Annotated in this window: 13 protein-coding genes; 3 read left to right on the top strand and 10 right to left on the bottom strand. The window is 72.2% G+C overall.

What is annotated here, in order from left to right:
• Window positions 1-12: 12 nt before the first annotated feature.
• Window positions 13-1500, bottom strand: a complete 1488-nt coding sequence (locus O7613_RS07145) for an aromatic amino acid ammonia-lyase (protein WP_281583561.1) — start codon at window positions 1498-1500, stop codon at window positions 13-15.
• Window positions 1501-1563: 63 nt separating this feature from the next.
• Here O7613_RS07145 and O7613_RS07140 point away from each other — a divergent pair, with 63 nt between their 5' ends.
• The 3 genes from O7613_RS07140 to O7613_RS07130 all read left to right on the top strand — a co-directional run bounded on the left by O7613_RS07140 (window position 1564) and on the right by O7613_RS07130 (window position 6165).
• The gene (locus tag O7613_RS07140) at window positions 1564-3108 is read left to right on the top strand and encodes an NAD(P)-binding domain-containing protein (protein ID WP_282292866.1); all 1545 of its coding nucleotides are present in this window, start codon (window positions 1564-1566) and stop codon (window positions 3106-3108) included.
• On the top strand, window positions 3098-4549 hold the full coding sequence (locus O7613_RS07135; protein ID WP_282292864.1) for an AMP-binding protein: 1452 nt from the start codon (window positions 3098-3100) through the stop codon (window positions 4547-4549). Before O7613_RS07140 ends, O7613_RS07135 begins: the two co-directional genes overlap by 11 nt.
• Window positions 4550-4650: 101 nt before the next feature.
• Window positions 4651-6165 (top strand): cellulose binding domain-containing protein, encoded by a 1515-nt coding sequence (locus O7613_RS07130; RefSeq protein ID WP_282292862.1) that lies wholly within the window; start codon window positions 4651-4653, stop codon window positions 6163-6165.
• A 56-nt stretch (window positions 6166-6221) separates the two neighbouring features.
• Here the strand turns inward: O7613_RS07130 and O7613_RS07125 are convergent, their stop codons facing one another.
• The 9 genes from O7613_RS07125 to O7613_RS07085 form a co-directional block, all read right to left on the bottom strand.
• On the bottom strand, window positions 6222-8627 hold the full coding sequence (locus tag O7613_RS07125; RefSeq protein ID WP_282292861.1) for a helix-turn-helix domain-containing protein: 2406 nt from the start codon (window positions 8625-8627) through the stop codon (window positions 6222-6224).
• A 154-nt stretch (window positions 8628-8781) separates the two neighbouring features.
• Window positions 8782-10746 carry a right-handed parallel beta-helix repeat-containing protein gene (locus tag O7613_RS07120; protein WP_282292859.1) on the bottom strand — a complete coding sequence of 655 codons (1965 nt, stop codon included), beginning with the start codon at window positions 10744-10746 and terminating at the stop codon, window positions 8782-8784.
• 46 nt (window positions 10747-10792) lie between these two features.
• Window positions 10793-12373, bottom strand: coding sequence for a CocE/NonD family hydrolase (locus O7613_RS07115; protein ID WP_282292857.1), 1581 nt, complete (start codon window positions 12371-12373; stop codon window positions 10793-10795).
• Complete coding sequence (locus tag O7613_RS07110; RefSeq protein WP_281583568.1) at window positions 12370-13239, bottom strand: carbohydrate ABC transporter permease; 870 nt, start codon at window positions 13237-13239, stop codon at window positions 12370-12372. Before O7613_RS07110 ends, O7613_RS07115 begins: the two co-directional genes overlap by 4 nt.
• Window positions 13236-14189 (bottom strand): sugar ABC transporter permease, encoded by a 954-nt coding sequence (locus O7613_RS07105; RefSeq protein ID WP_281590341.1) that lies wholly within the window; start codon window positions 14187-14189, stop codon window positions 13236-13238. Before O7613_RS07105 ends, O7613_RS07110 begins: the two co-directional genes overlap by 4 nt.
• A gap of 71 nt (window positions 14190-14260) precedes the next feature.
• A complete protein-coding gene (locus O7613_RS07100; protein WP_281583569.1) occupies window positions 14261-15517 on the bottom strand; it encodes an extracellular solute-binding protein in 1257 nt (418 codons plus the stop codon).
• Window positions 15518-15945: 428 nt separating this feature from the next.
• Complete coding sequence (locus O7613_RS07095) at window positions 15946-19551, bottom strand: tetratricopeptide repeat protein (RefSeq protein ID WP_282292852.1); 3606 nt, start codon at window positions 19549-19551, stop codon at window positions 15946-15948.
• Window positions 19552-19716: 165 nt separating this feature from the next.
• Entirely contained in the window at window positions 19717-21402 is a 1686-nt protein-coding gene (locus O7613_RS07090; protein ID WP_282292849.1) for a cellulose binding domain-containing protein, read from the bottom strand.
• Window positions 21403-21712: 310 nt separating this feature from the next.
• Window positions 21713-24865, bottom strand: a complete 3153-nt coding sequence (locus O7613_RS07085) for a discoidin domain-containing protein (protein ID WP_282292847.1) — start codon at window positions 24863-24865, stop codon at window positions 21713-21715.
• Between the last annotated feature and the right edge of the window lie 50 nt (window positions 24866-24915).

Raw genomic sequence — 24915 nt, 5'->3', positions numbered from 1 at the left:
TGCGGTCACCCCTCACGAAAGAGAAACGGAGAAATTCGCGATCGCCTCGGCCGCGCGCCGCACGTCACCGTCGAGCGGCCGGTCCGGGTCCACCGGCGGTACGACCGCGGCCACCGCGGCGAGCGCCTCGGCGCAACCGGACGCGGTCGGCGTACGCGCGCCGACGTGGGCCGCCTGGCGCAGCCCCACCGCGAGCGACCCGACGATGAGGCACAACAGCCGGGCCTGGTCCAGCGCCCGCAGGGCGGCCTGGGTGCCGAGCGGGATGACGTCCTGGTTGTGCAGGTTCGTCGGCACGCTCTGCATGCTCGCGGGCATGGTGTCCCGGCGGATCTCGGTGATCAGGGCGGTCGCCGCCAGTTGCACGCCCTGCAACCCGTGCTGCTGTCCCGGGCCGGCGGCGAGCATCGGCGGCAGGCCACCGTTGCGGTTCGGGTCGACGAGCAGGTCCAGTTGCCGTTCGGCGAGGTTGCCGACCTGCGCCACCACCATCGACAGCAGATCGGCGGCGAACGCGGCCGGCTGCCCGAAGAAGTTGCCGCCGTGCACGACGAGGTCGTCGTCGGGAAAGAACAGCGGGTTGTCGGTGACGCTCGCCAGGTCGGCCGCGACGACGGCGTCGACGTGCCGCAGGGCGTCCTCGGCCGCGCCGAGCAGTTGCGGCGCGCACCGCAGGCTGTACGGCTCCTGCAACGGACGTCTGCCGGACGCGACGAGTCCGTCGCTGACCCGGCGCATCCGCGCGCCCACGTCGATCGCGCCCGGATGGCCGTACGCGGCCAGCAGCCGGGCGTCGAGGAACTGCGGGTCGCTGCCGAACAGATCGGCGAGCAGGCAGGTGAGCACCTGGACCGCCAGGTGCGCGGCGCGGACCTCGGCCAGTGCCAGCGCCGTCGCCGCGGTGGTCAGCGACGTGCCGTTGACCAGGGCGAGGGCGTCCCGACCGTCGAGTGGCAGCGGTTCGAGGCCGGCCCGCTCCAGCGCCTCCGCCGCGGGCAGCCGAGCCCCGCCCAGATAGGCGTGGCCCCGGCCCCGCAACGCCTGGGCGGCCGCGCCCAGCGGGATCAGATCGCCACTGGCGCCCACCGAACCCAGCCGGGGCACCGCGGGGACGAACGTGGTCGCGAGCATCGCCACGAGCGCGTCGATGACATGCGGGGAGACCCCCGACGCGCCCCGGGCCAGCGACGCGGCCCGCAGCAACAGCGTCGCGCGGACCACCTCCGGCGCGAGATCCGGGCCCTGACCCGCGCCGAGGTGGGCGAGCGTGTTGTCGGCCTGGTCCCGCAGGTCGGCGCGGCCCGCGTACCCCACCAGGGCGCCGAAGCCGGTGGTGGCGCCGTACACCGCGCGGTTGTCGCCGAGCACCTCGGACAGGAAGGCACGGGCGGCCGTGACCCGGTCCCGGACCTGAGGTCCGACCACGACCTTGATCGGATCACGGGCGGCGCGGAGATCGGCGATCCGCAGTGGGACATCGAGGTCCACCTCTGTCGTCATGCGATCGCACCCTAGAGACGAAATCTCAGAACGCTCTGAGATCGGGTCGCTAGATTGCGCCGCATGACGCTCGACTATCTGATCATCGGAGCCGGACCGGCCGGGCTGCAGCTCGCTCACCTGCTCGAGCGCGACGGCCGCGACTATCTGGTCCTGGAGGCCGGCTCAGCGCCGGGCACGTTCTTCGCCACCTATCCCCGGCACCGGCAACTCATCTCGATCAACAAGGTCTGGACCGGCTCCGACGACCCGGAGTTCAACCTGCGCGCGGACTGGAACTCGCTGCTCACCGACGATCCCGCCCTGCTGTTCAAAAACTACAGCAAGCGCTACTTCCCGGACGCCGCGGACCTGGTGCGCTACCTCGCCGACGTCGCCCGCGGCCTGCGGATCAGGTACGACACCCGGGTCACCCGGATCGCGCGCGACGGCGAACTGTTCGCCGTCCGCACCGGCGACGACACCGTCACCGCCCGCCGGGTGGTCGTCGCCACCGGCCTGTCCCAGTTGTACGTCCCGCCGATCGAGGGCGCCGAACTCGCCGAACGCTACGACACCGTCAGCGTGGACCCGGACGACTTCACCAACCAGCGCGTCCTCATCATCGGCAAGGGCAACTCGGCGTTCGAGACCGCGGACGCGCTCGTCGGGACGGCGGCGGTCATCCACGTCGCCGGCCCGCACTCGGTCAAGCTGGCGTGGCAGACGCACTACGTCGGGCACCTGCGCGCGGTGAACAACAACTTCCTCGACACCTATCAGCTCAAGTCGCAGAACGCGGTCCTCGACGGCACCGTGGAACGGATCGTCCGGCGGGACGGCGGCGGCTACCGGATCGACTTCCGGTACGCCCGCAGCGTCGAGGCGATCCGGCGGATCGACTACGACCGGGTCATCCTCTGCACCGGATTCCGGTTCGACGCGAGCATCTTCGACCCGTCCGCCCGGCCCCGGCTCGTCATCAACGACCGCTTCCCCGAGCAGACCTCGGCGTACGAGGCGGTGAACGTGCCCGACCTGCACTTCGTCGGGACCCTCACCCAGCAGCGCGACTTCAAGCGCTCGACGAGTGGGTTCATCCACGGTTTCCGGTACGGCGTGCGGGCCCTGCACCGGATCCTCAACGTCCGCCATCACGACACGCCGTGGCCGGCCACGCCCCTGGACAGCACCCCGGAGGCGATCGCCGAGGCGATCATCGCCCGGATCAACCGCACCTCGGCCCTGTGGCAGCAGTTCGCCGTCCTCGGCGATGTCGTCGTCGTCTCCGGCGCCACCGCGCTCTACCACGAGGAGGTGCCGGTCGCGTACCTGCACGACGGCGGCCTGGGTCCGGAGCCGTTCGCGTTCGTGGTGACGCTGGAGTACGGGCCGGACCACGACCAGGTCGACCCCTTCGACATCACGGTGCCGAGGATCGCCGAGAACGACGCCGCGCACGCACACGACGCCAGCTACCTGCACCCGGTCGTCCGGGTCCACCGCGGCGGCCGGGTCGTCGCGGCGCACCACCTCGCGGAGAACCTGGAGAACGACTGGAACCTGCCGGACGTGCACCACCAGCCGCTCGTGCTCTTCGTCAAGGGCGTGCTCTCCGATGCCGGCTGAGATCTGGCCGCAGCCCGTGCTGGACCTGCTCGCCGCCGGCGACGACCGGCCGGTCTTCGAGGAGGGCGACCGGACCGTCACCACCGCCCAGATGTCCCGGCTGATCCGTCGCGTCGCCGCCGGGCTCCGCGACGCCGGGGCCGGCCCCGGCGTCGGGGTGGCCCTGCGGCTGGGCGTCACCGCGGAGGCGTTCGCGACGGTCATCGCGGCGTTCGCGGTCGGCGCGCGGGTCTCCGGCATCCGCCCCGACCTGACACCGGCCCACCGCACCGGGCAACCCGACGAGCACACGCTGCTCGTCGACGACGCCCGGGCCGCCGAACTCGCGGGCACCCCCGACGACGGACGGACGCTCATCGCCGCCGGACGCCCGGACGACGTCGCCCGGATCACCTGGACCAGCGGCAGCACCGGCCGTCCGAAGGGCTGCGCCCAGACGTACGCGGCGATGAGCGCGGCCTGGGCGCCGTACCCGGATCGCTGGCCGCCGGCGATCGCCGACCTCGCCACCCGACTCCAGCGTTATCTCGTCTTCGGTTCGCTGAGCAGCCAGGTCATGCTGGAGTACGGCATCCTCACCCTGGCCGCCGGCGGCACCCTGGTCGCGGCCCGGCCTCCGGGTTTCCCCGGCATGATCGCCCGCCACCGGGCGACCGCGAGCGTGATCACCGTGGGCAAGCTGCACCAACTCGTGCACGACCAACGCGCCGATCCGGTCGACCTGAGCAGTCTGCGGGCCCTGCTGGTCTCCGGCTCGCCGCTCGCGCCGGGCCGGCTCGCCGAGGCGCTCGACGTGCTCGGCCCGGTGATCTTCCACGGCTACGGACAGACCGAAACCGGCATGATCACGATGGTGACGCCGGCCGAGATGCTGGCATCCCCGGCGACGCTCGCCTCGGTCGGCCGACCACCAGCGGTCACCGAGCTGTCCATCCGGGACGCCGACGGCCGTCCCGCCACCGAGGGGGAACTCTTCGTCCGGACACCGGCGCAGGCCGCCGCGTACTGGGCCGATCCGGCCGAGAGCGCCGCCGTCTTCGTCGACGGCTGGGTCCGCACCCGGGACCTGGCCCGGCTCGACAGCGACGGCTACCTGCACCTGCTCGGCCGGACCCGGGACGTCATCATCGTGCAGGCCAACCTGGTGTACGCCGGCCCGATCGAGCGGGTCCTCGCCACGGACCCCACCGTCGCCGAGGCGTACGTCGTCGGCCGTCCCGACGACGTCACCGGGGAGGCGGTGCACGCGTACGTGGTGCCGGCTGCCGGTCGCGCACCGGATGCCGGACGGCTGCGCGCCCTGGTGGAGGAGGCGCTCGGGGAACCGTCGACCCCGCAGACCATCCGGTCGATCGACCGGGTTCCGGTGGGGCCGACCGGCAAGCCGGACAAGCGCGCCCTGACGCGCGTGACGACGGGCGACGACGTCACGGCGGCCTAGGGTCTGCGGGCCGCGACCGCACCGGCCGATCCGCCGGCAGGTCCACACCTGCCGGGCGTCCTGCCTGTCCCCCGACATCGACCGTTGCTTGACTCAACGTCATGACAGACATTCGGAAAGTGATCGCCCGAGTGGTGATCGCCGGGACGGTGGTCGGCGCCACGGCGCTCACCGGTCCCTCGGCCGTGCACGCGGGCTCCGGCCAGCCGGAGGCGGCCGGATCCGCTGAGTCCATCCTCGACCTCATCCCGGCCCCGACGCTGGACCGGATGGTCGCCCAGGCCCCGCTGGTGGATGCGGCCAACGTCATCCGCACCGCGGTGGACCGCGCCCCGGCGCGCGGCTACGCCGGCATCGGTCTGGTCGACGACCATGTCACCCTGTGGTGGAAGGGCGCGCCGCCCACCGACGTCGCCGCGGCCGTCACCGCCGCCCGCCGCACCGCGCCCGTCGAGGTGGCCGCGGCCACCTATTCCCGCGCCGAACTACGCACGGCCGCCGCCAGACTCACCCCGGCGGTGAAGGCCGGCCCGGCGGGCGCACGCCGTTCGGTCCGGCTGCGCACCGACGGCGGCGGCATCGAGATCGCCGTGGACCGCACCCCCGGCGCCGGCCTGCCGAAGCTGCCGGCCACCGGCGTCCGCACCCGCGTCGTCGAACGCGACCGGATGGTCGAACGGTCGCGGGCCGACGACGCCGCGCCGTTCGACGGTGGGGCGGGCATCGGGTTCACCACGCCCGGATGCACCGCCGGCTTCGGCGTACGCGACGCGGACACCGACGCCGGCTACATCCTCACCGCCGAGCACTGCGGAGCGATCGGCTCGCCCTGGCACGTCGGCTGGAACACCACCACCGGCACCGGCACGCTCGTCGGCTACGCGGTCGACAGCAACGACGACCACGACACGATGATCATTTCGACGTCGGCGCCCGGTGGCCACATCTACGTCGGCGGCCAACACGACGAGGTCCGCGCCCGGGTGACCGGCTGGACCGAGGTCTTCCCCGGCCAACTGCTGTGCCAGTCCGGCTACACCTCCGCCGGCGTGCTCGGCGGTCCCGTCTGCAACCTGCGGGTCGACTACCACTACGACGACATCGAGGACCTCGTCGAGGCCACCCAGCTCGACGGCGACGAGGCCGCCCGGGGCGGCGACAGCGGCGGCCCGGTCTACGCCGTCAACGCCGACGGCACCGTACTCGCCGCCGGCACCACCACCCGGTCGGCGGGCCCGGGCTTCGGATTCCAGGACTTCGCCACCGCCCGCGACGACTACGGCGACCTCGTACCGGCGACGGACGTCGCCAGCACCTGCCGGGTCTCCTTCGTCGTCACCAACTCGTGGAGCACCGGCTACGCCGCAAGCGTCACCGTCTACAACGACGGCCCGGCCGTCACCGGCTGGTCGCTGGGCTGGAGCTTCCCCGGCGGGCAGGTCGTCCAGGGCCACTGGAACGGCGTCTTCCAGCAGACCGGCCCGCAGGTGACAGTCACCAACGAGAGCCACAACGTCAGCATCCCGACCGGCGGCGCCGTGAATGTCGGCTTCACCGCGGACGGCACCCCCGCCAACCCGGCGCCGTTCACCCTCAACGGCACCACCTGCAACTGACCTGTCCACCAGCACCGGGCCCCGCCGCATCGCCGGCGGGGCCCGGCGTCGTCCGGTCAGGACTCGGCCAGTTCGCCTCGCAGCGTGGCGCGCAGCGTCCGCACCTCGGGCGCGTCCAGTTCGCCGCACCGCTCAAGCGCCCGCCGACGCAGCCGACGGGCGTCGGCGGACCGGTCCGGAGTCGCGCCGGCCAACGCGGCGAGCGCGTGCAGGGTCTGCGCCTCCCACCACGGGCAGGACAGCGCGGCATACAGCGCCAGCGCCGACCCCAGCGCCTCGGCCGCCGCGTCGGCCTCACCCAACGCGCGGAGCGCCAGCCCGTACCGGTGGACGGCGTTGGCCTCGCTGAACGTCGCGCCGCTGCGGTGGAACACCCACCGGGCGCGGTTGTACTCGGCGGCGGCCTCCCACCACCGGCCCAGCCCGGCCAGATCCGCACCGAGGCTCATCATCGCGCCGGCACGGGCCACCGCCGCACCGGTACGGCTGAGACCGTTGTCCCGGCCGTAGAACGCCAGCACCTCGCGGTGCAGGCCGGCCGCCTCGGTGAACCGGCCGAGGGAGGCCAGCGCCGCGCCCTGCACACTTGCCGCGCTGTGCTCGCCGAGGGCGTACCCGATCTCGCGGAACAGCTCCACGGCCCGCCGGCCGTGGTCGACGGCGGACCCACCGCGGCCGGTCCGGACCTGGATCGCGGCGGTGTAGGTCAGCGCCCACGCCTCCTCCCGGCGGTCACCGATCCGCCGGGCCAGCTCCAGCGCCCGGGCCAGCGCCGCCAGCCCGTCGGTGTTGCGGTCCCGGCAGAAGTACCGGGCCCAGCCCAGGAAGTTGAGCAGGACGGCTTCGTCGTGCGGGCTGCCGGCGGCCCGGGCCGCGGCCACTCCCAGCGAGAAGATCTCGTCCCAGGCGTGCCGGTGACTGTTGGCGTCGGAATACCAGTGCAGCGCCCTGGCGACCGCGACCACGTCGGCGTGCCGGCCGCGCCGGGCCGCGTCGCGCAGCGCCGCCAGCCAGCTTCCGGACTCCTGGTCGAGCCAGCGCGCCGCCGCCCGGTCGTCGTCGAACTCCGAGTCGGCCCGACAGGCGCCCGGTTCGAACATCGCACCGGCCTGTCGGGTACGCCGCAGCAGCCAGTCGACCATCTGATCGTGCGCCCTCGTGCGGCAGGACTGGGACTCCTCGACGTCGAGGCGTTCGGCGGCGTAGAGCCGGACCAGGTCGTGGAACCGGTACCGGTTCCTCGTGTCCAGCAGGACACCGGCCTCGACCAGCTCGTCCAGGGCGGCCGCCGCGGTGTCCTCGTCGGTGCCGGCCACGGCGGCGGCCAGTGCGGGGTCGAAGTCGGCGCCGGGAATCAGCGAGGCCCGCCGGAACACTCGCGCGGCCGTCGGGTCCAACTGCCGGTGCGAGACCTCGAACGCGGACCGGACGCCCAGATCACCGGCGGTCAGCAGGGTCAACCGCCGACGCTGGTCGTGGAGCAGGTCCACCAGCCGACCGACCGACCACTGCGGTCGGCTGGCCAGGCGGTTGCCGACGATCCGGAGGGCCAACGGCAGCCGGCCGCAGAGCGTGACCAGCTGGTCGGCGGCGGCCGGCTCCGCGGCGATCCGGTCGGCGCCGACGATCGCCGCGAGCAGCAGTCGCCCGTCCGCCGGGGCGAGCACGTCGAGCGGCTGACGGACCGCACCGGCGAGACCGGCCAACGGGCGCCGACAGGTGACCAGCACGAGGCACCCCGGCCCGGCCGGCAGCAGCGGCCGCACCTGTGCCTCGTCCGCGGCATCGTCCAGAACCACAAGCAGCGACCGGTCCCGGGTGAGGGTGCGGAACAGGCCACCCCGTTCGGCCGGTGACACCGGCACCCGACTGTCCGGCACGCCGAGCGACCGCAGCAACCCGGCCAGTGCCTCACCCGGGTCGACGGATCCGTCCGGCGAGACACCATGCAGGTCGACGAAGAGCTGTCCACCGGCGAAGCTCGGGCCCAGCCGATGGCCGGCCGTGACGGCGAGGCTGGTCTTGCCGATGCCCGGCGGACCGTGCAGCACCACCACCGAGGCGGTGCCCGGCTGCCCGGCGACGACGTCGGCGGCCAGCGTCGAGAGTCGTTCCAGGATCTCCGCCCGGCCGGCCAGGTCCGGCACGGCGACGGGCAGTTCCCCGGGTACGACCGCCACCGGGCGGTCGGGCGGCACCGCCGGGCGCTCGGCCGGCCGGCGCTGGGCCCGGGCCAGGGCGACGAAGCGGTCGCGGTCCGCCCCGGCCAGCCGCAGGGCGTCCGCGAGCAACGCGACCGTCCGTCGTTGCGGGCTGCGCACCCGGCCGCGTTCCATGTCCCGGATCCCGCGGACGCTGGAGCCGGCCGCCTCGGCCAGCTCCTCCTGGGTCAGTCCCCGCTCCAGGCGGAGGGTCCTGAGCACATCTCCGAACCGGTCGCGCTGCATCTGACTCGTGGGCATGCTCCCCCAACCACCCGACGTCCGCAGGGACGTGACGCGGGTCGATGATCGCATGCGCGTGACGTACAGCGAGGCTATGTGGACGGACTGTGAGCATTGCCATGCCGGATCGACGCCGGTCGGCCGCCCGGCTTGTCGCCCCGGACGTCCGTCGTCAGAAGACGCGCGTTCGGCGCGCCCCGGACCGAAGGCCCGCGATCGGGCCGACGGCGCCGTCCCGTCCCGGTTGCCGGGTCGCGCCCGGCAGGTCGACGTCCATGACGGCGGGGCTGCCGTCCGCCTCCTCGAACTCCGCGTCGGCGCACCGGACCCGGTCCAGATCCCGGCCGGTGACCACGCCGACCCGGGCCTCGTCGAACGCCTCGGGGAGATCGGTGACGAGCCAGACCGCGTCGTCCTCGGCGACGACTGTGGCGGTCGCGGCGCCCAGCACCCACGGCTCGCGCTCCCCCGCGAACGGCCGTGCGCCAGCGGCGTAGGCGTTCGCCCGGGCGTACACCGGTTGTTTCACGTCGACGTATTTCTGCTGGTCGCTGGGGGGCTGGTCGGCGAGGCGGACCAGGTACTCCGCGAACGACGCGGGATGGCCGTCGTATCCGGCGGTGCCGGCCCGCACCGGCCCCTCGCTCTCCGCGCCCGCCCCGTAGGCCGCGCCCGGGTCACCACCCAGGAAGAGGTTCCCCACGTACCTGTCGTCGCCGCCGTAGATCACCGCGTACCCGGCGACCTGCGTGCTGTGCGGCAGGTGGTACGGCGTGGCGCGGTCCAGCACCGGCTCCAGCCGCACCGTGCCACAGATCAGGTTGTGCACGAAGGCGCCGCCCTGGCTGAACAGCTCCAGCGCGGCGGGCGAGCCGAAGATGTTGTGTTCCACCAGGTAGGGGCCGTGGCTGACCTCGACGAAGAGGTCCCGGCAGTTGTCGTGGTAGACGTTGCGGGAGAGCCGGGTGCCCTGCGCCTGCCAGTCCAGCCAGGTGCCGAGCGAGCAGCCGTGGATCCGGTTGCGCCGGATCACCACGTCGATGGCGGCGTGCAGCTTGATGCCGGCGATCTCGTACCCGTAGAACTCGCGCTTCACCCCGATGCGGTGGATGTGGTTGTCCTCGATGGTGGAGAACGCGCATCCGAGGTGACCCACGATCGCGTTCTGGCCGCAGTCGTAGATCGTGTTGCGCCGGATCACGTGCGAGCCGATGTGCTCCCGGTCCCACCCGATCCGGCGGGCCGCGAAGACCGACTCCACCTGGTACTGGTAGCCCGGCTTGTCACCGCGGAGGGACGAGTGGTTCCGCCCGGTCGAGCCCTCCTTCCCGATGGAGATCGCCGCGCACTTGGCGTCATGGATCACGTTGTCCTCGATGATCCACCCCTTCGCCCAGTTGGGCCCGATCAGGCCCGGCTGGTCGGCGGTCGGCGGCGCCCACGGGCTGGCCGCGTGCGCCAACTCGAAGCCACGGACCGTGATGTGGTCCAGGTGCGGCTGATCCGGGTAGAAGACGCTCCGCCGTACATTGATCTCCACCAGCTCCGTGTTCGGGTCGGCGCCCTGGAAGTTGGCCCAGATCGTCGTCTGCTCGCCGACCTCGGCATACCAGACGAGTCGGGTCTGGTCGGGATCGCCGATCGGATGGGTCACCCGGGTCCAGGCGTCGAGGATCTCGGTGCGCCGGGGCGGATCGTCGACCTCCGCCCGGCTCGCCACCTCGAAGAAGCTCAGGCCGTTGAGATAGACGTCGCCGAGGTGCCGACGTGGCGCGCCCTCGCCGGACACGAGCCAGTCGCCGGCCACCTCCTCGGCGAACGGGTTGAACGAGCCGAACAGCGCGTTGTCGACGACCGCCCGCCACACCGTCCCGCCGCACGGCGCCCAGCCCGTGACGCGCTCCGATCCCTTGATCACCACGTGCTCGCCGGGCGCCGCCTCGTAGGTGATGCGGCGGAGGTCGCTGAGGCCGCCGTGGCGTGGCTTCACCCACTCGCGGTACTCCCCCGCGTGCACCACCACCGTGTCGCCGGGCTGCGCGACGCCGGCCGCCCGGTTGATCGTCCGGAACGGACGCTCGGCGCAGCCGTCGGCACGGTCCGAACCGCTTGTCGCCACATGGAACACGGATGTCATCCGGGGAGCCCTCCTGGTCGAGTGGTGCACGTAGCCGCCGACCCGTTCACGTCCACACCGGCAGGTCGAGCCGGGACGGGTGGGCGCCGCCGTGGGAAATCTCCTGATGCGCCCGTACCGTGGTGGCCGCGGTGGCGGCCGGCGCGCCGCTGCCGGGATTGCGGGCGTAGCGCGGATGCGCGCCGGAGCTGACCTGCACGCCGACGCGGTGTCCGGCGGCGAAGCGGTGGAACGCCGGCCACAGCGGCACCTCCAGCTCGACGAAACCGTCCGCGTCGGGCCGCGGGTCGGTGGCCGCGGTGCCGACGCCGCCGACGCGGCGGATGCCGTCGCACACGCTCATGGAACGGCCGTCGGGGTGCACGTCGCAGATCCGGACGAACACGTCCGCGCTGGCCGCCGTCGAGCGGAACCGGACCCGGGCGATCGGCTCCCCGGCGAGGACGAGCGCGCGGTCGAGCGGTGGACCGCGGAAGACGGCCACGTCCGCCCGGCGTTCGTGGGCGCGGTTGTCGACCGGGCCGGGACCACCGAGCGCCGGTGTGGGCCGGTCCGGATCGTAGGTGTAGCCGGTGCTGCCGCCGTCGGGGACGGCCGGGTCGAGCCGCCCGTGCGGATGCAGGTGCCACCGCTGCGCGGCGGTGCCCGGCGGTGGCCACGCCGGTAGGTCGTGCCACCGTTCCGCGCCGGTGAGGAAGGCGCGCACGGGCGCCGGCCGGGTCGCGGGCGCGCCGGCGAAGTGTTCCTTGAGGAACGCGATCGACTCGGCGAGAAACGGGCTCTGCTCGCTGCCGTGGCCCCACGGGCCGATGGTGAGCCGCGGCGGGCGACCGGCCGCGACGAGCTGCGTATAGTTGCGCAACTGCCAGGGCAGGAAGATGTCGTACCAGCCGGTGGCCATGTACACGGGTGCGGTGACGTCGGGCACCGACGCGGTGTGCGACTGCCGGGTCCAGTAGTCGTCGGTGAGCCGCTCGTGGGCCAGCCAGTCCTGGTACCAGCCGATCGGGTGGCCGGCGACGGCGGTGTCGCCGCGGGACAGGGGCAGCACGTCGAACGCTTCGGCGAGCTTCCGGTCCGGCCGCCACGCGAGCCACGCCCGGACCAGGGCGCCGCGCAGGCCGCGCAGCGCCATCCGGCGCGACCAGCCGAGCGAGCCGGCAAGCGAGAAGGCGCCCCGGTGCCAGGTGACCGCGCCGAAGTCGGCCATCGTGACGTTCAGGCACAGGGCGTCCGGGGCATTCTCCGGATCGTCGCGGCACATCCGTCCCGCCACCGCCCACTGGGTGTAGCCGAGGTAGCTCTCCCCGTACGTCGCGACCGTGCCGGTGAACCAGGGCTGGCGGCGTACCCACCTGTGGGTGGCCATACCGTCCCGCTGCTCGTCGAGCTGCGGCCGGAAGCGGCCACCGGAGCCGCCCGTGCCGCGACAGCTCTGCACCAGGACCGTGAACCCCGCGCCCGCGAGCGCCGGCGCGTGGGTGAGGGAGCCGTGCCGGCCGTACGGCGAGCGGACGACGACCGTGGGCAGGCGCGGTTCCGCCGCGCCGACCGGCAGGTGGAGGTCGGCGAGCAGCTCCACGCCGTCGTCCATCGGCACGCGCAGCCCGCGCCGCACGTGCCTCACCCCTTGAATGCGCCTTCCATGATGCCCTGCACCAGCCGGCGCCCGACGAAGACGAACAACACCAGCAGCGGGATGGTGGCCAGGAAGGAGCCGGACATCGCCAGGCCCAGATCGATGTCCCGGTTCTGTTGCAGGGCCTTGATGGCGATCTGGACGGTGTAGTTCTCCGGCGACTTCAGGACGATGAACGGCCACAGGAAGTCGTTCCACGCGTAGACGAACGTGAACAGGCCCAGCACGTACGCCGCCGGGCGGACGATCGGGAACGCGATCCGCCAGAAGATCTGCCCGGTGGTCGCGCCGTCCACCCGCGCCGCCTGCATCAGCTCGTCGTTGATGGTGGCGCCGATGTGCTGGCGCATCCAGAAGATGCCGAACGCGCTGACCAGCCCCGGCACGATCACCGCCTGAAGGCTGTCCACCCAGTTCAGCTGGGAGATGATCAGGTACTGCGGTACCACGGCCAACTGCGCCGGCACCGTCATGGTCAGCACGACGATGAGGAACAGCGTGTTGCGGCCGGGGAAGGACAGCTTGGCGAAGGCGAACCCGGCCAACGCGCAGAGCACCGCCTGGCCCACGGCGATCGTGGTGGCGACGATGAGGCTGTTGAGCAGGGACTGCACGAACGGCACGATGGTGAAGACCAGATCCGCCAGGTGCAGGAAGTTGCCGCCGGGGGTGATCGTCGGCGGGAGGGTCGTCGCGGTGGCGGAGTCCGTCGTCGCCACCACGAACATCCAGTAGAGCGGGAAGACGCTGCCCAGCGCCATGAGGGTGAGCAGCGCGTACACCAGGGTCGGGACGCGGTTGGCCGAGCGCCGCCGGGTCCGCGTGGGTGCGGGGTTCGAGGGTACGGGCTTCACGGGCGCTCCGAACGGATGCGGGTGGCCAGCAGATAGTTGAGTCCGGAGAAGGCCACCACGATGACGAAGAGCGCGACGCCGACCGCCGCGCCGTAGCCGAAGTGGAACTGACCGAAGGACTGCTCGTAGAGGTAGAGGGTGACGGTCTGGCACTGCCGCGCCGCCCCGCACGTGAGTCCGCCCACCGGGTTGGCCAGCAGCGGCTCGGTGAAGACCTGCAACCCGCCGATGGTCGACGTCACGACGGTGAACAGAATGATCGGCCGTAACGAGGGGATGCTGATGTGTGTGAACTGTTTCCAGCCGCCCGCGCCGTCGGCGGCGGCAGCCTCGTACAGTTCCCGGGGTACCGCCTGTAGCGCGGCGAGGTACAGCAGGGTGTTGTATCCGGTCCAGCGCCAGGCGATCATCGTGGCGATCATGAGGTGGCTGCCCCACAGCGACGCGGTGAAGTCGATGTGCGCGAAGCCCAGCAGCCCGAGGAACCAGTTGATCATGCCGTAGTCCCGGTCGAACATCTGGGCGAAGACGATGGTCGTGGCCGCCACCGAGGTGACGTAGGGCACGAGCACCGACATCCGGAACAACGCGGCCAGCCGCAGCCGCGCGTGGTTGAGCAGGTGCGCCAGGCCGAGCGCCAGGAGCAACTGCGGCACCGTCGACAGCACCCAGATGCTGAACGTGTTGCGCAGCGCCCCCCAGAAGCGCGGGTCGTGCAGGAGTTCGGTGAAGTTGTCCAACCCCACGAAGCGGTGCTCGCCGATGGGATCCCAGTCGAACAACGAGATGTAGAAGGTGAACAGCAACGGGAAGAGACCGAAGATCAGAAAGAGCACGAAGAACGGCGAGATGTACGCGTACGGCGTCAGGAACTCCCGTACGCCCTGCCGGATCCGCCGCCTGCGATCGGGGCGCCGGACGTCAGGTGTGGCCGTGGCCGGGGTGAGCATGGTGGTCAAAGCGTCACCTTCCCGAGGTGCGGCGGCCGGACCGGATCCGGCCGCCGCGCCTCAGCCCTCCGTCATTCGCGTACGGCGTTCTTGACATTCGTCAGCGCGGTGTTCCAGGCGTTGGCCGGATCCACCTTGCCCTGCTCGACGCTGGTGAGCGTGTTGAGCAACTCGGTGCCGATGGGGCCGTCCTGCGGGCCGAAGTAGAACGGCTTGATCCCCACCACCGACTGGGTGTAGATCTTGCCGATCGGCGCGTTGCTGAAGAACGGGTCGGTCTTTCCGACCAGCTGCGGGTCGGTGTAGACCGACGGCGTGGTGGGCAGCGATCCCTGCAACAGGAAGTGGTCGAGCTGGCCCTTCGGCGACTGCATCTCGGAGATGTAGTTCCACGCGGCCTTCGCGTTCTTGGCGCGCTTGGGGATGGCGAGGAAGCTCCCGCCCCAGTTCCCCGAGCCACCGGGGATGGTGGCGATGTCCCACTTGCCGTCCGTCTCGGGGGCGTTCGTCTTCATCTGGCTGAGCATCCAGGACGGTGAGCACACCACCGCGTAGTCGCCCTTCTTCATGGCCGCGGTCCAGCCGGACGAGAACGACGTCTGTTTGGCGGAGATGCCCGCGGCGAAGGCCCGCAACGTCACGTCGAACGCCGCCTTGACCTGGTCGTTGTCGTAGTCAATCTTGCGGTCGGCGCTGTAGTAGCGCTGGCTGCCCTGGTTGACCGCCTGGAAGAAGACGCTCGTCGGCGTGTTGTCCACGAACGGCTTCCCGGTCTGCTGGACGTACTTCTTGCCGACGTTGATGAACTCGTCCCACGTCGGCCAGAGCTTGGCGACCTCGTCCCGGTCGGTGGGCAGCCCGGCCGCCTTGAACAGATCGGTACGGTACGCGACCGCGAGGCCGCCGACGTCTGTCGGCACCCCGATGATCTTGCCGTCCTGGGTCGTCGACTGTGCCATCACCCAGTCGAGGTAGTTCCCCTTGATGTCGCCCGCGCCGAGCGTGGTGAGGTCGACGAAGTTGTCCGGCGACTGCATGAACTTCGGCAGGTCGTCGGCCTGGATCAGCACCAGGTCGGGCACCTTGCCGCCGGCCAGCGCGGCGGTGAGCGCCTGCGCGGTCTCGGTCGTGCTGCCCACCTCGGTGAGCTTGACGCGCACATCCGGGTGCGCCTTGGTGTAGACGTCGACGTCGGCCTTCTGGTTGATGTTGGCGAACGACCAGAATTCGAAGGTGTTGGAGTCGGACTTGCCATCTGATCCCCCACAGCCGGCGAGGAGGAGCGCGGCGGTGGCGAAGACGGCTGCGGTGGTCCGGACGCGATTCAACGGCCCTCCATCGGTGATCGTGAAGCGGCGGTGGTCGGGTGACCGTGGCGCATCAGGGCGACGGGTCCTCACCAGCGGGGACACGCGGGTAGAAGCCGACGAGTGGCCTCACCGACGAGTCAGCTGTGGTCCCGTCGTCGGCGAGATCGTCACCTCCGAAAATTATCGAGAAATTTACATGCCCTGATATGGTGCGCTGAGGCTACTAACTGCCGCCGTCATCCGTCAATGACCTCGCTGCCAGCAGGAGCGCCGGACGGCAGGGCGACTCCCCGACCCGCACCGCGCCGAAAGTTTCGGAACAAGTGGCGCGGCGCTGCCCCGGACCCGTGCACCTCGTCGCGAATCACCGCCACCGTCTCCGCGTCCACGGCCAGCGACCGTCCACTCCTCGCCCACCACCTGGAGCGACGTGCGGTCCGGACAGATCAGACGTTGTCCCGCAGCACTGCCCGGATGATCGGAAGCTTCTCGATCAGCGACGGCTGCGGCGGGTCGCTGCGTTCCACCGCTTCGGTGACCTCGCCGGCGATCGCGGCGAGGTCACGGTACCGGTGCATAGCGATCAGATGCCCGGCCAGGTTCGTCCACGCGTGTGCGAGTTGCGGGTGGTTGCGCCGACCGTCCCGCTCGGCGGACCGCTGCAGGTGCCTGATGGCCTCGCTGGTGGCCGCCTCCGCCTCGAGATAGCGCTGTTGCGCGTGCAGTGTCGCGCCCAGGCCGGTCAGGGCGTAGCCGAGGTTGCCGACCTCGCTGTCGTGCCCACGCAACAGGCGGACCGCCCGCCGGAACGCCGCCTCCGCGTCGTCGAGATGGGCCAGGTCCATGAACGCCATGCCCAGCATAACGAGATCGATGCCGATGCCGACGGCGTCCGTCGCGTCGTCGCCGAGCGCGCCGACAATCGCAGCCGCCTCCCGGACGTGCCCGAGCGCCGTGCTCGCCCTCCCCTCACCGAGCAGCGCAAGCGCGAGTCGGGCCAACGCCGACGCGAGCTTCCCACGGTCGCCGTGGAACTCGCCGACCAGGATCCGGCATACCCGCACCTGTTCGCCAAGCGTCGCGACCGCGTCCCGGTGGCGGCCGGTGTTGAACTGCGCGCCGCCGAGCGTGCCCAGGGCCTGCGCGTAGTCCTTCGAGTACCGGGCCGGGTCCCGACCCGCCAGCCCCTTCGTCACCCGCACGGCTTCCCGCACCTGGGCGAGTGCTTCGTCGTGGTGGCCGGCGTCGAGCAGGAGGCTACCGAGTTGATTCATCGCGGCTGCCGCATCCCGCAGGTCGTCCGGCCGGCCCCGCAGCGAGTCGTCCGGTCGCCCCCGCAGCAGGTCAACGGCGCGCCGGGCGCAGACCACCGCCGGGTCGCGCTCACCCAGCAGGGCATGGCCCCGGCCCAGGTTCGACAGGGCCGCGCCGAGATTAGCGCCGACCAGGTCGGGCGCCTCCGCGAACAACTCCTCGAACAGGTCCACGGCCCGCCGGGTCGCCACCATCCCGGCTGCGGGCTTCCGCCTCTCGATCTGGATGCCGCCGAGGCGCAGGAGGGACAGTGCGAGGAGGTGACGATGCGTCCCAGGATCGAGCGAGACTAGCCGTTCCCACAGGTCGACCGCCTTGGCGTAGGTGCGGGTCGCCCTGACCACCAGGCCCAGCGACGCTTGCGCGGCACCCAGGTCGAGCAGGGCCAGGGCTTGCCCCGGACCGTGGAGGTCAGGATGGTGCTCGACCAGTTCGTCCCACAGGGCGTCCGCCCGCTCCAACGCGGAAACCGCACGCTTGTGGAGGCTGCGGCTCTCCAGCAGGTCACCGAGCGCGCTCAACGCCATGGCCAGTTCGTGGGTGTGCGTGTCCGGCATCTCCTGCCAGAGCTTCACGATCCGCTGCCGCATGACAAGCGCCTCGTCGGGATCGCTGTTCCGGATCGCGGTCGCGTACTGGTCGGTGCGCCGAACCAGGCTCCGCCAGTACGCCGGGTCCCGCAGCGCCTGCAGCAGTTGCACCGACCGCTGATGCAACTCAAGCGCCGCAGCCGCGTCGCCGACCCCGTCCAACGACAGAGCCACGTCGCCCACGGCCTCGGCGTACCGGGCCTGGTACGCGGTGGCGTCCCCGGTGGCGAGGCTCTGCCACAGTTTCAGCGCCTGCCGGCGGACCCGCAACGCTTCGTCGTGGTGCCGTAGGACGCCCAACGAATCGCCGAGATCGGACAGCGCCGCCGCGTATTGTTCGGTGACCGGTATCCGTGGAGCCCGGGCACCACCGCGGAGCCGTTCGCCGATGCGTCGCCAGACGGACGGGACGGGCTCGACGGGCTGGTCGGCGAGCCCCACGACGCGCCACCGCTCGGCCGCCTGCCGTCGTACGTCGAGTGCCTGCTCGAAGTGGCCGCCGTGGGTCAGTCGCCGCCCGAGGTCGCTGAGCGCCGCGGCCCGGTCCACCTCGGTCGTCTGATAGGTCAGCCGCTGACGAGCCAGTTCGACCGCGGTGTACGCCGCCGAAGGCCCACCCTGGTCGATGGCGGCCTGTACCTCGTCGAGCTGCCGAAGGCTCAGCGTGGTTCGGGCGACCACACCGGCGATCTCCCGATCGATCACCACGGCGGAGGCGCTCGCGGCTTGGACGGTGATGGCGAGCAACGGCCCGCGCGCGGTCGCCACGATCGCCGCGAGCGCCTGCCTGGCCTCATCGAGGAACGCCGCCGACGCCGTCAACCGGTGGATCACCGCGCGGTACCGACCCGGCTCGGCGGCCACGATCCGCGCGAGGACGCCGACCAGTTCGGGGTCCCCGGCGAGCGTGCTGGCGACCAGGTATTCGCCGAGGATCGACGGCAGCCGCGGGCGCAGCCAATAGCCGGCGACCGACGGATAGAGCTGCCGCATCCACGCGAGCACCGCCTCCAGGCCCGACCCGCCGGCCGACTCGAACCAGGGAAGGCGGCGTAGCATCGTCAACGCGTCCTCGCGGGTCTCGAAGCCCACCAGGATGGCCAGCACGAGCGCGCGAACGAGTACGCGAATGTCGACGTCCGGGTCGAACTCGAACAGTTCCATCCGCGGCAGCCACACCTGGTCGTGCTCCACCCGCAACAGGTTGACCGGGACGTCGAGCACGCTCACCCCCGCGGGTTCCGCGCCCTCCCGTTCGTACACCGTCAGCAGTGCGGCTGCTTGGACCAACAGCATCGGCGTCCCGGCCCGATCGTCGCGTAGCGCGACGGCTGGTGCCTGGACCCCCCTCTCCCGGGCGAACCGGATGGCCGCCGCACGCGCCACCGCACGCCGTTCGGCCGCGGTGAGCGGAGCGCCGAGCACTGCGGGCCGGCGGGCGACGAGCGCGCCCACCGCCGAGCCGGGCTCCGCGGCGACGCGGGCGAACCACCAGCCGAAGTCGCGCGCGATCAGCACGATCCGCAGCGGGAACCGTCCATCCAGCCTCGCCAGCTCGGGCAGCGTCTCCGCCACGAGCATCTGTTCGTCGTCGGCGTCGTCGACGAAAATGACGAGCCGAACGTCCGCGTCGGCTCCGACGCGAACGGCGTCCGCGCCCGCGCCGGGCCGGGCCCATACCGACCACCAGCCCTGTGCTGCCGCCCGCTCAGCACACTGCACCGCGAACCGCGTCTTGCCGGAACCGGGCGGCCCCTGCACTCGCCAGACCCGCGTGCCGTCGTCGGTCGCCAACCACGCGTCGAAGTCCGCGAGCCCGGCGGCGAACTGCGGGACGTGCACCAGGTCGACCACGGCGGCGTGCGGGTCGAGCAGGGCGAACGAACTGCCCGTGGCGTCCGGGACCTCGTCACCGGGATCGGCGAACGCCGCCCGCCAGGCCAACTCGTGCTTCCGGCGGCGCGCCTGGCGACGCTGGACATACCCGAGCAGTTCCACGCCGCCGGCCGCGCCCACGCCGACGGCCAGCGGCAACCAGCCGGGCTTCATCCACGCGATCACCAGTGCCGACACCGCAGCCGCCGCCACCGCGACCCCATGGACCAGCTTCTCAGCCCGGGCCGACCACCAGACCACGAGTCGACGCACGGCACCCATCCTCACGTGCGGCGCGAGATGCGGTCGATCGGCTGCCCAGCCAACGTTTCACACCCACAAGCCCGGGTGACTTCGGAAGCTCGCACGCCCCCCGCATGCTCCAGCAGCAGGTACTGGCGGGTCCGCGGCTGCCGGTGTGGCCTGCCCCTGCCCCGGTCACCGGCGCAGGTGGCCGATGCCGTGCCGGTCGAGCCAGGTGACGGTCCGCCGCACGAACGTCGGCGCCGCCGGGCCGGCGCTGACGTCGGTGGCGACCAGCGGCACCTGGGCAGCGACCGGGAGCAGGGTGGACTGCCAGCAGGCCGGCGTGGCGCAGGCCGAGCGGTCGTCGACGCGCCAGGCGGCGGCCACGCTGCGGCCGCCCGGGTCGGCCGGGCGGTATTCCAGCCACCGGCTCAGGTCGTTGCCGCCGTCGATCCCGGCGGCGAGGACCAGGTTGAACGCGCCCCGGACGCGGAGCAGGCGGATCTGCTCCTGCACGCCGAAGGTCGGTAGGCCGGTGCCCAGGCACGCGGGACCGCCGTCGCGCCAACAGGTCCAGACCACCCCGGGATCGGCGCCGCCGAGCGCCGGGAAGCTGTCGGGCGAGATGTCGAGGACCACCGCGTTGTCGTCGCCGAACACCTCCGCCACCGCGCCCCAGAAATTGCGGGCGGCGGATTCGTCGCTCTGGCGCAGCGACACGATGGGTGTGATGCCGGCCCGGGCGAGCCGGTCGACGTACCGGGCCGCCTCGTCGAGGTAGCCGACACGGTTCTGCCGCTCGGTGCCGGGGTAGGCGTAACAGGCGTCACTCAGCACGACCCGCACCGCGTCGACGCCGCGGGCCCGCAGCGCGGCTACGGACGCGTCGTCGACCGGGCCGTCCCAGCGGATCGGTCCCCACGCGCACTCGCCGGGCACGGCCGACCGGATGATTCCGCGTGGCCGGTACGGCCTCGGGTCGGTTGTGACCGTGCGGATGCGGTTGCCGAACGCCTTCAGCGCGGGCGCGGCGCCGGGCGCCTGCGGCGGAAGCACCCGGATGCCGCGGACCTCGGCGGTGGCCTGGGCGCCGCTGCTGTCGTAGGCGGTGGCGGTGATGCGGGTACCGGTGTTCGGCGGCACGCCGCGCCAGTCGAACGCGTACGGCGCGGTGGTGTCCACGGCGAGCAACGTGCCGCGCTCCCGGAACTCGACCCGCTCGATCCGCCGGCCGGCCGTCGCCGCCGTGGCCTCGGCACGGATCGGGATGACGCCCGGCGCGGCGAAGAAGTCGTCGGGCAGGGGCGAGGTGAGCGCCACCGACGGCCCGCCCGGCAGCGGGCTGGGGGTGGGGCTGGGCCGCGGGCTCCCCGAGACCGGCGGCGACGAGGGGGGCGGGGGCGAGGATGGCGGCGGCGAGGAGGCCGGCGGCGACGAGGGGGGCGGGCTGGCGACGTCCCCGTCGCACGGCTGGCCGCTCAACAACCACTCGGTCGGCTCGGGGTTCGCGCCCTGGTAGTTGCCGCCGAACCGCACCGTCACCGAGGCGCCGGTCGGCAGCGTGGATCCGGCCGGTGGACGGAGCGTGGTCAGCGGGTACAACTCGCCGCTGCCGAGCGTGTATCCGTCCGGCAGCCGGTCGTAACCCATGGTGATCGATTGACCGTTGGCCTGCCGGAACCGCAGCCACCAGTCGGTGACGGGAGAGCCCAGGTTGGTGACGGTGAGCTCGGCCCAGAAGCCGCCGGACCACTCCCGGGTGACCGTGTAGTCCACCGTGCACGACGCCGCGGCGTAGGCCGGCGGTAGCACCATCGTCATGGCCCCGCCGACGACGACCGCGGCGGTCGTGGCCAGCGCGAAGATCCTGCGTCGCATCGTGCCCCCGTAAGCATCGATAGACATCGCTCTACACAGCCTCTGCGGTCGGAGCGCGGTCTGTCAATACCGCGGCGCGGCCGGGCGGGTGACGCAGGCGCGCCAGCCTGCGGGCGTCCAACGGCGCGGCCCACGAGGTGCGCCCGGCCTCCAGGGCGGTGACGAACGAAGAAGGCCAGCCCGTGCGCTCGGCGTCGAGCGCTAACCGGCCGAACGGGTGAGGTGCGTGGGACGAACCCTGGTTCGTCCCACGCACCTCGGCGAGGGCGTCCTCCCGGCCGGCGTCGCGCACGCCGGCCGGGAGACCGCCTCAGAAGCCGGTCAGCCCGGCGCCGTACGGGTAGAGCGGGTTGCCGTAGGTGGTCGCCGGTGGCTGGTCGGCGTCGATCGCGGCCCGGATCTGCGACCGTTCGGCCGCGGTCGCACCCAGGTCGTACGGCAGGTCCCACGCCTCGACGGCGTCGGCCGGGGTGTCGGTGCCGCCCGGGCGCAGCACGTCGGACAGGTTGCGGGGCAACTGCCAGGGCAGCTTGCCGCGCGGCTGGTAGTCCCCGAAGAGCAGGCCGGCCAGGGCCGGACCCATCTCCTCACCGCCCCGGTAGGTGACCACGATCGCGCTTGCCAGGTCCCGCCACTCGGTGATGACGTAGGGCCGCGGCAGGACCAGCGCCACCACCACCGGGATGCCCCGGGCGCGGAACTTCTGGATCACCGCGAGCTGGTCCGGCGGCAGGTAGGGCTGTTCCTTCGGCCAGTTCGTCGCGTGGGTGTAGGACGCTTCGCCGACCGCGACGACCGCCAGCTTGGGGTTCGGGCTGTCGTCCTGGTGAACGGTCACCCCGGCCTGCGCGGCCCGGGCGCGGACCGCGTCCAGGATCGACTGCGACCCGTACTCGGCGTGGAAGAAGCTCGTCCACACGCAGCAGGAGCCGCCGTCGGCCGCGCGGGGACCGGCTACCACGATGTCGTCACCGGCGGTGAGCCGCACCGGTAGCGTGCCGGCGTCGTTCTTCAGCAGCGTCATCGACTCCCGCGCGGCCTGGTTGGCCAGCGCCGCGTACGCCGGCTGGTGGAAGCGGTACGGACCGTTGACCGGATCGCCGTACGGTGCCTCGAAGATGCCGAGTTGGAACTTCACCCGCAGCACCCGCCGGACCGCGTCGTCGATCCGCGACGCCGGCACGTTCGCCACGAAGTCGGCGATCGAGAAGCCGGCCGCGCCCGGGTCGGCGCCACCCATCACGTCGGAGCCGGCCTTCGCCGCGCCGATCCAGGATCCCGAGGGCAGCCAGTCGGTGGTGATCAGGCCCTGGTAGCCGAGATTCTGCCGCAGGTAGGCGAGGATCTTGGCGCTGTCCCCGGCGCCGGGACCGCCCGGGTCGAGCAGCGAGCTGCCCGCGTAACCGGGCATGATGTTGACCGCGCCCGCCTCCATCGCCGCCCGGAACGGGATCATGTGGTATTTGATCGTCACGCTGTCGTAGACGATCAGCGCCTCGCCGCCCGCGCCCTCGCCCGGCCAGTGCTTGACCGTCGCCAGCACGGAGTGCGGGTTCAGCTCCGGGCCGCCCTGCAGGCCGGCCACCAGGGCGCGAACCTGGGCCGCGGCGACCTGCGCGTTCTCACCGTTGCCCTCCTGGATACGCGGGTAGATCACCTTGGTGCCGACCTCGGCCAGCGGACCGAGCACGCCGCGGGTGCCGACCTCCAACTGTTCCCGCCGCTGCACGTCGCCGAGCTGGTAGTCGAGCGGGTAGTTCTTCGCGGCGGCGAGCGCGCTCTGCATCGGGTAGGTCGTCTGGTAGCCGTGGATGGTGTCGCCCGCGGAGACGAACGGGATGCCCAGCCGGGTGCCGGCCGAGGCGAGCAGTTGCTGGTGCAGGTCCGCCGCCTGCGCGGGGCCGAAGTGCCACCCCGACCGGGGGTACGCCTGGGCGTTGTAGAAGAGCTGGTACGCCTTCTCCTCGGGCGTCATCCGCGCCAGCAGGTCGTCCACCCGGGTCTGGACCGGCAGCCGCCAGTTCTCGTACGGCTCGATGGACCCGTTCCGGTTGAGGTCGCGGGCGCCGGCGACGACGCCGATCCCGTCGGCGACGCTTTCCAGGGTGGGCAGGTAGACGCTGAAGCGGCGGATGTTCGAGGTGACCGGGGTGCCGCCGACCGTGGTGACGTACCACTGGTAGGTCCAGCGGTCCGGCAGGTCCCAGGTGGGCGTGTAGGACGTGCCGGTCGGCTCGGCGACCTTCGTGTAGAGGTCGAGCAGGTTGCCGGTGGCGGTGAAGTCGTAGTCGGTGCGGCTGATGTTGATCCACACCTGGTAGCGGGTCGCGCCGGTGACCGCCGTCCAGCTCAGCGCGGGTCGGCGGGTGGTGGTGACCATCGCCGCGTCGGCCGGCGCGGTCAGGGTGAACTGGTTGCGGGTCGCCGGCGGGCGGGTGGGGCCGGAGAGCAGCGGCGCGGTGGTGGCGGTGTCGTCGACGCTGCCATACGCCTGTAGCTCCCACAACGAGTACCCGTAGCCGGTGGCCCGGGCCGTGCCGTACAGGCGCAGGTAGCGGCCGGTGCCGCTGACGGTGAGTTGTTCGGTGCCACCGCGGCCGGTGGTGGTGGCGTAGATCGTCGTCCAGGTCGACCCGTCGGTCGACGTCTCCAGCCGGTAGCCGGTGGCGTAGGCGGCCTCCCAGGCGAGCACCACCCGGTTGATCGTGGCAACGCCGCCGAAGTCGACGCGGAGCCACTGCGGGTCGCTGCCGAACTGGCTCGACCAGCGGGTGGTGCTACGTCCGTCGAGCGCGGCGGCGGGGGCGTTGCCGCCCTCCCACGAGGACGCGGCGACCGTCCGGAACTCGGAGATCGGCCGGCCGCTGGGCGGCGGCGTGGTGCCGATGCTGCCGAACACCCTGAACTCCCAGAGCGAGTAGCCGTAGCCGGTGGCCCGGCCCGTGCCGTACATCCGCACGTACCGGCCGGAGCCGGTCACCGCGAGGGTCTGCGTGCCGCCGGCCCCGGCGGTGGTCGAGTAGACGGAGGTCCACGGCCCGGACGGCGCGGGGGCCACCTGGATCTGGAACGCGGTCGCGTAGGCCGCCTCCCAGACGAGCTGCACCTGGTCGACGGTGGCGGTCGCGCCGAGGTCGATCTGGAGCCACTGCGGGTCGGCGAAGGCGCTCGACCACCGGGTGCCGGCGTCACCGTCGGTGGCGGCGGCGGCCGGCGTCGCCGCGCCCTCGGTCGACGAGGCGGTGGTCGGGCGGCCCTGCGAGATCAGCGGCCCGGCCGCGCCGGCGGCCGGGCCGGGCACGACGAGGTAGGTGGCGAGGAGGGCGAGCAGCGCCAGCGCCACGGCGGCCGGGCGGTGCCGGCGGCGCGCGGGTACGGGCAGCGGTGGTGTCGTGGGCATGTGCGGCTCCCGGATGGTGGTGGCGGGATGGTGCGGAGAGAGCGCCCTCGAATCCAGCGTCATCGACGCTCTTCGTTCAAGTCAACGAAGTGGGGAAGGTCCGGAAAAGATCA

Origin of the sequence: Micromonospora sp. WMMD975 (assembly GCF_029581215.1) — a bacterium.
Classification (GTDB): domain Bacteria; phylum Actinomycetota; class Actinomycetes; order Mycobacteriales; family Micromonosporaceae; genus Micromonospora.
This window is presented reverse-complemented; position numbering and strand designations above follow the sequence as displayed.